Source organism: Psychromonas aquimarina ATCC BAA-1526 (assembly GCF_000428725.1).
Classification (GTDB): Bacteria; Pseudomonadota; Gammaproteobacteria; order Enterobacterales; family Psychromonadaceae; genus Psychromonas; species Psychromonas aquimarina.
In genome coordinates this window covers 138,371-151,034 of sequence record NZ_AUAM01000007.1, presented here as the reverse complement: position 1 = coordinate 151,034, position 12,664 = coordinate 138,371, and the positions used below count along the sequence as shown (strand labels likewise).

The following is a 12,664-nucleotide window of genomic DNA, read 5'->3' as shown; positions in this document are numbered from 1 at the left end:
AAAATATGACAAACTTTACTTTTGCCTTTCCTGGACAGGGCTCGCAAAGTGTCGCTATGTTAGCTGAGCTTGCTGAGTCATTTCCTGTTGTTGTAGACACTTATAAAGAAGCAAGTGATGCATTAGGTTATGATTTATGGGAACTTGTGCAGCAGGGACCAGCAGAACAATTAAATCAGACAGATAAAACCCAGCCGGCTTTATTAACAGCATCAGTTGCTATCTGGCGAGTATGGGCTGAGCAGGGCGGTGAAAAACCATCTGTGATTGCCGGTCACAGTTTAGGTGAATACTCAGCATTAGTTTGTGCCGGTGTTATCGCTTTTAAAGATGCAGTAAAACTGGTTGAACTGCGCGGTCAGTTAATGCAGCAGGCCGTTCCTGCGGGAACCGGCGCTATGTCTGCAATTATCGGTTTAGACAACGATAAAATTGCCGAATGCTGCATACAGGCAGAACAAGGGCAGGTTGTTTCTCCGGTTAACTTTAACTCGCCTGGTCAGGTGGTTATTGCCGGTAATAAAGAAGCCGTAGAGCGTGCTGGTGTTTTACTAAAAGAAGCGGGTGCTAAACGTGTATTACCGCTGCCGGTAAGCGTTCCTTCGCATTGCGCATTAATGAAACCTGCCGCTGAAAAATTAGCCGCAGCTTTACAGAATATTGAATTTAAAGCGCCTGAAATTACCGTGATCAACAACGTTGATGTTACTGCTGAAACAGACGCTGAAAAAATTAAAGATGCGCTGGTTCGTCAGCTTTTCTGCCCGGTACGCTGGACAGAGATTGTTGAAAAAATGGCTGCTGACGGCATTACATTACAGGTTGAAGCCGGTCCGGGCAAAGTATTAAGCGGTTTAGTCCGCCGTATCGACAAGAGCTTTACAGCTCAGTTTATCAATGACAGTGCAAGTTTAGAAAATGCATTCACTGCAGTTAAAGGGGAATAGTCACCATGCAGAATCAAGTAGTATTAATAACAGGCGCAAGCCGCGGTATCGGCCGTGCAATTGCGGAAAAATTTGTTGCATTAGGCGCAACTGTATTAGGTACAGCAACCAGTGAAAACGGTGCAAATGCTATCTCTGAGTACCTGGGTGATGCAGGTAAAGGTTTTGTATTAAACGTGACAGATAGTGATTCAATCACAGCACTTTTTGCTGATATTAAAGCTCAGTACGGCGTGGTAGATGTATTAGTAAATAACGCGGGTATTACACGTGACAACTTATTAATGCGTATGAAAGATGATGAGTGGAATGACATCATTGATACTAACTTAACGCCTATCTTCAAAATGAGCAAAGCGGCACTTCGTCCTATGATGAAAAAACGTGCCGGCCGTATTATCAACGTTGGTTCAGTTGTTGGTACTATGGGTAATGCAGGCCAAACTAACTATGCAGCGGCAAAAGCCGGTGTAATTGGTTTTACTAAATCAATGGCTCGTGAAGTTGCCAGCCGCGGTATTACAGTGAATACTGTTGCACCTGGTTTTATTGAAACTGATATGACTAAAGCATTGACGGATGAGCAGCGTGCATCTACATTATCTGCTGTACCAGCCGGTCGTTTAGGGGATCCTAAAGAAATTGCAGCGACTGTTGCATTCTTAGCCTCTGAGGGCGCAGCCTACATTAACGGTGAAACTATTCACGTTAACGGCGGCATGTACATGGTCTAAAACAGGCCCTGTACAAATTTAAAAAAATAAAAAAACATTTGGAATTTAACGATTTTTTGATTAATATCCAAAAATAACTGGTCGAATCAGTGATACAGTACTTGAATATTAAACGCGATAGAATAAACTACCGCAACTAACGCAATAGCGTATTCACAAAGGAAATAAAAATGAGCAATATCGAAGAACGCGTAAAAAACATCATCGTTGAGCAACTTGGTGTTCAACTAGACGAAGTTGTAAACAAAGCTTCTTTCGTTGACGATCTAGGTGCTGATTCTTTAGATACAGTTGAACTTGTAATGGCTCTTGAAGAAGAGTTCGATACTGAAATCCCTGATGAAGAAGCAGAGAAAATCACTACTGTTCAATCAGCTATCGATTACGTTGTAAACAACGGTTAATCATTCACTCTTGAATGATAAGAATTTCTAAAGGCGGTCTTCTGACCGCCTTTTGTGTTTTATAAATAGGATGAGTTTATTAACTAAATTAGCACTGACTGTTTCTGGTGAGTATTTATTTAATCTAATTCGTCTGTAGTAGGAGAAGTTATAGTGTCAAAGCGTAGAGTGGTAATTACTGGTTTAGGTATGTTATCCCCGGTAGGTAATTCAGTTGAACAGTCATGGGAAGCTGTACAGGCTGGTCAAAGCGGTATCTCAAATATCGAACATTTTGATACTGAAAAATTTGCCTGTAAATTTGCCGGTTTAGTTAAAGATTTTAATGTTGAAGACTACATGCCTAAAAAAGAGGCGCGTAAAATGGACACCTTTATCCAGTACGGTGTTGCGGCTGCCGAGCAGGCATTTCAGGATTCAGGTTTAGTAGTAACAGATGAAAATGCTGAGCGCATCGGTGTTGCAATCGGTTCAGGTATCGGCGGTATTACAACTATTGAAACTAATGTGCGTAACTTTGAAAAAAGCGGTCCGCGTAAAATCAGTCCTTTCTTTGTTCCGGCAACAATTATCAATATGATCTCGGGTCATGTTTCAATTAATAAAGGCCTGAAAGGTCCGAATATTGCTATTACTACTGCATGTACAACAGGTACACACAGTATCGGTATGGCTGCCCGCATGATTCAGTACGGTGATGCAGATGTTATGTTTGCCGGCGGTGCAGAAAAAGCATCAAGTGAACTAAGTATGGGCGGATTCGCTTCTGCTCGTGCACTGTCTACACGTAATGATTCTCCGGAAACAGCAAGCCGTCCATGGGATGAGTCTCGTGACGGTTTCGTATTAGGTGACGGCTCTGGTGTATTAGTGCTTGAAGAATATGAACATGCAAAAGCCCGCGGTGCAAAAATTTATGCTGAATTTGTTGGTTTTGGTATGAGCGGTGATGCTTTCCATATGACGTCACCACCAGAAAGCGGTGCAGGTGCGGCATTATCAATGAAAAATGCAATTAAAGATGCACAAATTGAAGCTGCACAGATTCAATATATTAATGCTCACGGTACTTCAACACCAGCTGGTGATATTGCAGAAACACAGGCAGTAAAAGGTATCTGGGGCGATGCAGCCAAAGATGTGATGATGAGCTCTACTAAATCGATGACTGGTCACCTGTTAGGTGCCGCCGGTGCAATTGAAGCTGTATTTAGTGTATTAGCACTGCGTGATCAGGTTGCTCCGCCTACGATTAACTTAGTAAACCCAAGTGAAGGCTGTGATTTAGATTACGTAACAGACGGCAAAGCACGTCCTGCTGATATCGAATATGCACTGTCTAACTCATTTGGTTTCGGCGGTACAAACGGTACATTAATCTTTAAACGTATCTAACGATAAGTTAAGTGTTTAGTGACTGGTAGTTATTAGATGCATTTCTTAGAAGAATTACGTTAAAATAAAAACCCGGTCTGATGATCGGGTTTTTTTATGCCTGTCATTTATTAAAAGATGAATAAGATGCTGATTAACGGAATAAATTCAACAACTATTGATGCTGCTGACCGAGGTTTAGCCTACGGGGACGGCTTGTTTTCAACCATTAAAGTTGAATACGGCAGGGTACAGCTGTGGGATTATCATCTGCACAGACTGCAGCTTGGTGCACAAAAATTGTTTTTCCCTAAGGTTGACTGGGCGCTGTTATCTGCAGAAGTTAAGCAGCTGGCAGTGACTATTAGCGATAAACCGCAGGCGGTTATTAAAGTTATTTTGACCCGCGGCTGCGGCGGACGCGGATACAGCAGTCAAGGCTGTGACAGTGCTTTGCGCATTTTATCTGCCGGCGCTTATCCGGCTTTTTACCAGCAGTGGCAGGTAGAGGGAATTAAAGTTATCCAGTGTGAGCACAAGCTGGCGGTTAATCACCATTTAGCCGGACTAAAAACCTTAAATCGTTTAGAGCAGGTATTTATCAAACACGAATTAGAAAGCAGAGGCGCACTTGAAGGCATTGTCTGCGATAATGACGGTTATGTGATTGAAGCGTGCAGCGCTAATATTTTTTTCTATCTAGATGATCAATGGCAGACTCCAAAGCTCGACGGCTCCGGAGTAGCTGGAGTCAAGCGCCGCCAGATTATGGAGGCGGCAGAAAAAGCCGGTGTATCTGTCAGGGAAGTTAGAATTAAAGCGGATGCGCTGTTTAACGCTCAGGCTGTGTGTTTGACCAATGCTTTGATGGGAATTGTTCCCGTAAAACAGTACCAGTCCCATGTTTATAATCAGGGCGGTTTTTCTTTAATTAAACAATTACAATTATTATTAGAAGACGGAGATCTGCTGAATGCCGATTAGAAAAATCCTGATTTCGTTTGTTGTTTTATCTACGCTGGTGTCTGCTGGTATTTTCTGGGGATACAATAAATTAACAGATTATTTAACTGTGCCGAGAATTGATAAAACGATTTTGTTTACGGTTAACGGCGGCAGTAACTTCTCCCGCTTAGGTAATCGACTTGCTGAGCAGTCAATAGTCAATGATCTCACCTGGTGGAAAGCTGTCGGAAAATTACATCCTGAATTAACTAATATTAAATCCGGAACTTATCAGCTTCAGGAAGGTTTTAATCTGCAGGATATTTTAACAACGATTAACGACGGCCGTGAACATCAGTTTAAAGTAACCTTTGTTGAAGGCAGTACCTTTAAAGAGTGGTTAAGCATATTAAATGACTCGCAGGCGCTTAAGCCTACGGATAAAACGGAACAGGAAATTCTGCAGCACCTGGCCAGCCCCCATAAAAAATTAGAGGGTTTATTATTTCCAGAAACTTATCATTACCGTGCTGATATGAGTGTACTGAAAATAATTAAGAAAGCTTATGAGCACCAGCAGCAGGTATTAGATAAATTATGGGCGGAACGGGATACAAACCTGCCTTTAAAAACGCCTTATGAAGCACTTATTCTTGCTTCAATTATAGAAAAAGAGAGCAGTCTATCGGCAGATCGTGACAAAATTGCTTCTGTATTTGTAAACCGTTTACGCCGCGGTATGCGTCTGCAGACTGATCCTACGGTTATTTATGGAATGGGAGAGCGTTACAACGGGCGTATCCGCAGTAAAGATCTGCGCGAAAAAACGGCTTATAATACTTACCGTATAAACGGCCTGCCGCCGACACCGATTGCCATGCCCAGTGAAGCTGCTTTATATGCGGCTCTGCACCCGGCTAAAAGTAACTATTTGTATTTTGTCAGTAAAGGTGACGGCACTTCCTATTTTTCAAAGAATTTAAAAGAGCATAACCGTGCAGTGCAGAAATATATTTTAGGCAGATAGCTGCTTTACTATGATTACGTACAAAAAAGCCGCTTTTCAGCGGCTTTTGTTTCAGCCTTATTTTACTTCAGCAGGTGGGCTGGCTATATGGCTTTAATACAATTATTTCCTGCCGCAGGTGGGCTGGCTATATGGCTTTAATACAATTATTTCCTGCTGCAGGTGGGCTGGCTATATGGCTTTAATACAATTATTTCCTGCTGCAGGTGGGCTGGTTATATGGCTTTAATACAATTATTTCCTGCTGCAGGTGGGCTGGCTATATGGCTTTAATACAATTATTTCCTGCTGCAGGTGAGCTGGCTATATGGCTTTAATACAATTATTTACTGCAGCAGGTGAGCAAACTGCGGCATTAAATCGATATTCTCACGTACAGTTTCCTGCAGGGCCTGATCAATAACCGAGCCGGTATTAACCAGCGGATTTAAAATAAGGGCACGCTGTGCTTTATTAAGATCGCCGCTGACAGCAGCTTCTACGGTCAGTGTTTCAAACTCTTTCATCAGCTGCAGCAGACGCAGGGTATCAGAGGGGAACGGGGCAACATTCAGCGGCAGCGGGCCGCTCTTAGTGATCATTGAGCTCACTTCAACAACACAGTCATCTGGCAGCCCGTTAATGGTGCCGTTATTGCGTGTATTGACATGCATAATGGTGCGTTTGTCATTATAAATTGAACTCATTAATTCACAGGCCGCTTCCGAGTAATACTGGCCGCCACGTTTTTCTAACTCTTTCGGTTTGCTGCTCAGCTGCGGATCACTGTAAATATCAAACAGGCGTTTCTCCATTGCTTTAACTACTTCACCGCGGGTGCCTTCACCGTTTGCCTCACTGACTTCCTGCTCCATAATATCCTGGCCCATATAGTAGTAGCGTAAATAAGCACAGGGGATCATCCCCATATTTTTTAATAACTCAGCAGGCCAGGCAAAAGCAGGGATATTTTTCGGCACCAGGGTATCATTGCCGGCAAGAATCTGTTCAACAACATGCTCAAGCTTATTTTCTCCATTATGCAGAATTTGACGGGCCCAGATAAAGTGATTGATTCCGGCAACCTGCATAATAATATCTTCTTCCCTGCAGTTAAGCATCTCTGCAATGCCTTTGTTCATAATAACCGGGACATTACATAAACCTACCGCTTTAACCTGAGTATGCTTTAACACGGCTTCGGTGACCATTCCCGATGGATTAGTAAAGTTAAGCAGCCATGCATCCGGACATAGCTCTTCTATCTCTTTACAGATTTCAAGGGTGACTGGAATGGTGCGGCAGGCATTTGCAAAACCGCCCAGGCCGTTTGTCTCCTGTCCGATCATGCCGTATTTAAGCGAGATACGCTCATCACTGATACGTGCATCAAGGCAGCCGGCACGGAACTGCGAGCAGACAAAATCAGCATTTTTTAATGCAGGACGGCGATCCAGGGTTACCTTTACCTGTATATCCAGGCTTTCTTTTTTAATCATGCGTCGGGCTAATGCTGCGATAATATTAACTTTCTCTTTGCCTTCTTCAATATCAACTAACCATAACTGCTTTATAGGCAGTTCATCTTTTCTTTTTAACAGTCCTTCAATCAGCTCCGGGGTGTAACTGGAGCCTGCACCGATAACCGCAATTTTTAAGCCGTTTTTCATTATCATCTCCTGATTGGTAATTTATATATATCTAGGCCCATTAAATGCTCAATTAAGTTGACAGACAAACGAAATAAAAAACAGTATCTATTAAAAATTTTAATGTATATGCTTATTCTTCTTATTAGGCAGTGATTTCTGCATTTTCAATAATTATGGCTATAACGGAGGGGGGATGGATAACAAACAGGCATTGCTTGCTAATATGCATACATTCAGTGTGGCCGCCCGCTTACTGAGCTTTACTAAAGCGGGTGAAGAGTTATGTTTAACGCAGGGCGCGGTAAGTCACCGTATTAAAAATCTTGAGAAACATCTCGGATTCTCTGTATTTGTGCGTCTTACCCGCCGTTTAGAACTAACCACGGAAGGAGAACGTTTATTAGCAACATTAAATCACTCTTTTGCAGAAATTTTTTCTGAAGTGGAAGATATACGTTTTAATGAGCTGCGTGGAGAATTGTATATCGGCGCCTCGCCGACTTTTGCATTAGCCTGGTTGATGCCTAGGCTGCCGAGTTTTCAAAAACTGTATCCGAATTTAAATGTTAAAATCAGGATAAAAGCCAGCAAGCTCGATTTTAAGCATGAACCCGTCGATTTAGCGATTTATTATGGTAATGAAGATCATCCGGATCTGCATTGTCTGCGTTTGTTTAGTGAAAAGTTAATACCTGTCTGTACGCCTGCATATGCCCTGCAGTTTGCACTAGCTGATAATATTGAAAACTTAAAAGCTGTTACATTTATCCACTGTATTGAGTCGCTTGAAAGTATCTCACCGATTCATGAATGGTCAACCTGGCTGAAGGCTAATTCGCTTGATTTAGACTGCGAGCAGAGACAATATCAGTTTAATCATTGTGAAATGGCAGCAGTGGCAGCCCGACAGGGAATGGGCATTGCTATGGGGCGCGCTGAACTGATTCAAAGTCATATCGAATCAGGAGAGCTGACAGCACCTTTTGCTCCTGTTGATGCCGGCCTTGGTTATGATCTTATCTGTTCTAAAGGACAGGAGAACCGGCCGAAATATCAGGCATTTTTAAACTGGATTTTAGCGCACAACCAATAGGCATGTATCAGGGGACTTAGCGCCTCTAATGTCAGCTGCAGGTAATCGAATTGAAGCACGGCCAGGCGATTGAAAAACATTGCTATAACGTTTAAGTTCTGCATGTTGTGAACTTTTCTATTTAGCGCTTTTACTTAACGGCAGCTCGATAACAATTGCTAACCCGCCTAAACTGGACTGTTCGGCTGAAATTTCACCCTGATGCGCAGCGACAATATGTGCGCATATGGATAACCCGAGTCCTGACCCGCCCGTTTTACGATTTCTAGAGTTTTCAACTCGATATAAATGTTCAAATAAATTCGGCAGATGCTCCTCGGCAACACCAACACCATTATCCTGCACTTTTACTATCGCCGCTGATTTGCCTGACGTCTCATCTACTTCAAGAGATATTTTTACCAGACTTGCCTGTGCATATTTAATGCAGTTATTAATCAGGTTCTCAAACAGCTGGCATAACCTGGTTTTATCCGCAAAAATTTCTGCCGGTATTTCCCCTATTGCAGCTTCAAGCTGTATGCCTGCATCAGCCAGGTAGCTGCTGTATTTATGTACCTCCGAGTTAAGCCACAAGCTCAGGTCTTCGCTTTTTTTGCGGTAATGCATACCGCCGATATCTGCGCTGGTCAGCTGATGCAGATCATCGATCAGATACTGCAGATGTTTTACTTCATCATTGGCTGAATCTATATTTTTTTTACTGAGCGGCCTGACATCATCGAGCATTGCCTCCAGTTCACCGCGTAATATCGCAACCGGCGTCCGTAATTCGTGAGATATATTAGCCAGCCAGCGTTTTCGGGCAGTTTCATTTTCATCTAATGTTAAAGCCAGCTCATTAAAGTCACGGCCTAGTTCGCCCAGTTCATCCTGCCGGCGCAGTTCAATATTCTGCTGATATTTGCCCTGGGTTAATTTGTGCATGCCCGTTATTATCAGTTTAATAGGTCCAACTAAATGGCGTGCAAGGGGCAGTGTGACTAAGGCAACTAAAATCATGGCTGTCAAAGCGATGATCCACAAGTAACTCTGCTGCTGCTCGATAAAATCTAATTCATAACCATCGCTTATTTTATTGCGCTTCTGAACTGCTAACCAGCCGACGTTTACCTGATCAACAGTAACAGCCGTTTTAGTATATTCAAGGTCTTCACTGTAGTGCCCGGCAACCAGGCCTTCACTGCTGTCAAGTAAGGCATAATTTGCGCCGTCTGCGGGCGGATCTCTAAATTCCGGCGGCAGTTTTCTGTTTTCAGCTGATGAGCTTTCAGAGTCTGGCGGGGCCATAAATTCCCGACGCGGTTTTCTGTTTCCTGGCTGCGGGATTTCAGAGTCTGATCGAGGCCTGTGAAATTCTCGGTGCGGCCTTCTGCTCTCTGCTGACTGTTCTCTAAAACCGGGAGGCGGTTCTCTATAGTCCGGAGGCGATCCTCTGAATTCTGGGTGCGGTTCTCTAAAGCCCGGATGCGGTTCTCTGAAATCGGGGGGCGGCTCTCTAAAGTCCGGAGGTGAATCCCTGAATTTTGGTGGTGGATTTCTGAACTCAGGCCGCTCCTGCCGGTGGACTGGTAACGGCTGTAGAAATCCGCTGTCTTTAAGTTTTAAATAAACCAGATCTGCAAATTTTTTATTATTTCCCTGTAATGTCGACCAGCTGTTTTCTTTTTGATACTCAGCGGCAAGTTCTTCTACTAGAGGCTTTAATGCTTCAACCTCTTTGACATTTACATATTCGACCATACCCTTGCCGATACTCCACTGCATTAACAGCACTAAGGCCGCCACCAGCAGCAGGCTGAAACTGAACAGTATCAAAAAGAGTTTGTTCTGAATTTTCATTACGATGAATCTCATTATAAATACGACTAGACAAGTTGAGCGCATTACTGAATGCATTTACTGTAACTGTTTTAGTGCTTTAATGGAAAGTGTTATTAAGTCACTCAAGGGACAGAGACCCTTATCATTTACACAAATAAAAAGTATTACAGCTGCGTCCTGCGCCTCATAAATTGAAATTAAGCAGGTGCCTTAAAGAGCTGCGCCGGTAGAGTAATAAGTCCTCGGCATCAAGGCTTTAAGAGATAACTGCTTATTGATCAGCAAAGCATAATAACAGTGAATATTTTTGTTTTTTACTTTACCCAGTTTCATATTAGAACAGCATCGGCAAAGCAGTTTTATTAATAATCATCTTCCTCAATGTTACTTATTGTTTGCACATTGTTTGCACTTTTCACACTTAATCTTACGGTCACAAAATCAAATAAAAGAGCCTATGCGTGTTACGTAATCCCAGCTCTGTTCAGATAGAGCGTTATTACAAATGCTTATCTGCTTTTATTAGAAAAAGAAGGCTTATTGTGAAAGCATTTATCTATTCAGTTTTTAGCAAAGTTAAACCTGTGCTTAACAGTTATTCTGAGATATTTTTTCTGCAGAATTTTTTTTCAGGTTTAATTATTTTACTGATCACCTGCATAAATCCGCATCTAGGCCTGTCGGGGTTATTAGCAATATGTTCAGCCTATAGTTTTGCGCGTTTTATCGGTTATCATGCGGAGTTTTTGACCACGGGTTATTACACCTACAACCCGCTGCTGGTCGGGCTGTCTATCGGTTATCTATTTGAGTTGTCCTGGTTATCCGTTCCATTTATCGCTATCGCCGCGGTGCTTACTTTTATTTTAACCTTAAGTTTAGCTAATATATTTTACCGTTTATTCGGCCTGCAGATTCTAAGTATCCCCTTTGTTATTGTCAGCTCGTTAATTTATTTAGCGGCTTCACGGTTTTCCAACTTATATGTTAACGATATTTATACCCCGGTCTACTTACTTACTTTTCCATCCGATCTGCTGCCTCTTTGGCTGAGCGGATTTTTGCAGGCACTAGGGGCTATTATATTTTTACCCAGTCCGGCTGCCGGTCTTTTAATACTGTTAATGATTGGTTTCGCATCGCGAATTTTATTACTGCTTGCTGTTTTTGGATTTTTATTCGGTACTGCTCTGCAGGGGGCTTTTACAGGTTCATATGATATGGCGGTAATGGATATAGCCGCCTTTAACTATATATTAATCGCCATGGCATTAGGCTGCGTATTAAATATTCCGTCGCCGCGCAGTTATGTTCTTGCGTTTATCGGCGTGGCATTAGCAACTATACTGCTCAGCTCTACCGATGTCTTCTGGTCGCAGTACGGTATCCCGGTTTTTACCCTGCCCTTTATCGTGATTACTTTAGGAATGACCTATGTATTAGGGTTACTGAACTATCCGCTGCGGCCTTTTATTTATAAACCAACGCCGGAGCAGACTGCTGAATATTTTCATACTGCACAGCTGCGTTACCCGAGTGCGGTTACTATGCACTTACCCTTTAGTGACGAATGGATGGTTTCACAGGGTTTTGACGGGCAATGGACACATAAAGGACTGTGGCGTTACGCTTATGATTTTGTAAAAACAGATAATACCGGCAGTACCTTTCACAATGACGGCAAACTGCTGCATGATTATTTTTGTTTTCAAAAAGAGGTCTGCTCGCCGGTACAGGGCTATGTGGTTAATGCCACAGACCATTTTGCTGATAACTCTATCGGCATTGTCGACACCATAAATAACTGGGGTAACTATATTGTTATTCAGGATATTCGCGGTTTTTATGTTGCTCTCTGTCATTTATCGCAATACAAGGTATTTGTTAAGCAGGGTGACTGGGTAGAGCCTTATCAGGTTGTCGGGCTTTGCGGTAATTCCGGATACTCGCCGCAGCCGCATATTCATATGCAGTATCAAAGCAGCAGCTACATCGCATCGGCAACAATACCGTTTTGTTTTAACGGTGTAATTGAACAAGATACCTATCGCCATCACTGTGTACCGCCGGAAAATACTCATCTAAAACCAGCTTATAACCATAGTTATTATATGCAGGTCAGCAATTTTATATTAGACGACATTCTGCACTTTAATGTTAAAGAAACAGGTACAGACCTGGGAAGGATAGAGTTTGTGACAAAAATGGCAATTGACGGCACCTTTTATTTAGAACGTCACGGCAGCCGCCTTTATTTAGGCAGATCGGACTCGTGTTTTTATTTTTACCACCTTGAAGGTAATGATAAATATTTAAAAGTTCTATACCAGGCACTGCCCAGCCTGCCGTTTAATTATCTTGAACAGGCACACTGGTTTGATTTTATTCCTGTTCATTTTATCGGTAATAAACTGCAGCAGGTTTTCTCGCAGTGGCGGCAGATCATGTCCAACAAAAGTGTGACTAATAATGCCCGTTATGCATTTATTGATGACCACACCATTGCAGGTGAAATTAAACCTAAGTTTTCACAGCATACTATCAAAACAAAAATAGTCTTAGATCCCTACGTTAAGTTTACTCTTATTCAGGCCGGAGATATTCAGCTTATCTCTGCGGGGGTAAAGAAATGAGCATCCGCATAGCAATAAATATCACCACTTTAAATGCATTGGCGCTTATATC

The 12,664-nt window shown here is 42.5% G+C and carries 10 protein-coding genes; 8 read left to right on the top strand and 2 right to left on the bottom strand.

Translation table 11 applies throughout. The features are described from left to right. The first annotated feature begins 5 nt into the window (after positions 1-5). The 6 genes from fabD (at position 6) to mltG (ending at position 5,431) form a co-directional block, all read left to right on the top strand. The gene (gene fabD, locus G337_RS0100670) at positions 6-947 is read left to right on the top strand and encodes an ACP S-malonyltransferase (protein WP_028862155.1); all 942 of its coding nucleotides are present in this window, start codon (positions 6-8) and stop codon (positions 945-947) included. Between the two features lie 5 nt (positions 948-952). Further along, positions 953-1,681 (top strand): 3-oxoacyl-ACP reductase FabG, encoded by a 729-nt coding sequence (gene fabG, locus G337_RS0100665; RefSeq protein ID WP_211235769.1) that lies wholly within the window; start codon positions 953-955, stop codon positions 1,679-1,681. A 170-nt stretch (positions 1,682-1,851) separates the two neighbouring features. Next, positions 1,852-2,085 carry an acyl carrier protein gene (gene acpP / locus G337_RS0100660; RefSeq protein WP_019613356.1) on the top strand — a complete coding sequence of 78 codons (234 nt, stop codon included), beginning with the start codon at positions 1,852-1,854 and terminating at the stop codon, positions 2,083-2,085. Positions 2,086-2,238: 153 nt separating this feature from the next. Then, positions 2,239-3,480: a beta-ketoacyl-ACP synthase II gene (gene fabF, locus G337_RS0100655; protein ID WP_028862153.1), complete on the top strand. Its 1,242-nt coding sequence runs from the start codon at positions 2,239-2,241 to the stop codon at positions 3,478-3,480. A 126-nt stretch (positions 3,481-3,606) separates the two neighbouring features. After that, positions 3,607-4,443: an aminodeoxychorismate lyase gene (gene pabC / locus G337_RS0100650; RefSeq protein WP_028862152.1), complete on the top strand. Its 837-nt coding sequence runs from the start codon at positions 3,607-3,609 to the stop codon at positions 4,441-4,443. Further along, a complete protein-coding gene (gene mltG / locus G337_RS0100645; RefSeq protein WP_028862151.1) occupies positions 4,433-5,431 on the top strand; it encodes an endolytic transglycosylase MltG in 999 nt (332 codons plus the stop codon). The genes pabC and mltG overlap by 11 nt, the downstream gene beginning before the upstream one ends. Positions 5,432-5,757: 326 nt before the next feature. On the opposite strand, the gene G337_RS0100640 is transcribed toward mltG, so the two are convergent. Then, positions 5,758-7,080, bottom strand: coding sequence for a 6-phospho-beta-glucosidase (locus G337_RS0100640; RefSeq protein WP_028862150.1), 1,323 nt, complete (start codon positions 7,078-7,080; stop codon positions 5,758-5,760). Positions 7,081-7,255: 175 nt separating this feature from the next. On the opposite strand from G337_RS0100640, the gene G337_RS0100635 reads away from it, so the two are divergent. Further along, complete coding sequence (locus tag G337_RS0100635) at positions 7,256-8,155, top strand: LysR substrate-binding domain-containing protein (protein ID WP_028862149.1); 900 nt, start codon at positions 7,256-7,258, stop codon at positions 8,153-8,155. Between the two features lie 117 nt (positions 8,156-8,272). On the opposite strand, the gene G337_RS25320 is transcribed toward G337_RS0100635, so the two are convergent. Continuing rightward, positions 8,273-9,997, bottom strand: coding sequence for an ATP-binding protein (locus G337_RS25320; protein ID WP_028862148.1), 1,725 nt, complete (start codon positions 9,995-9,997; stop codon positions 8,273-8,275). A 524-nt stretch (positions 9,998-10,521) separates the two neighbouring features. On the opposite strand from G337_RS25320, the gene G337_RS25315 reads away from it, so the two are divergent. Continuing rightward, positions 10,522-12,612, top strand: a complete 2,091-nt coding sequence (locus G337_RS25315; protein WP_169719595.1) for an urea transporter — start codon at positions 10,522-10,524, stop codon at positions 12,610-12,612. The last annotated feature ends 52 nt before the right edge of the window (positions 12,613-12,664 follow it).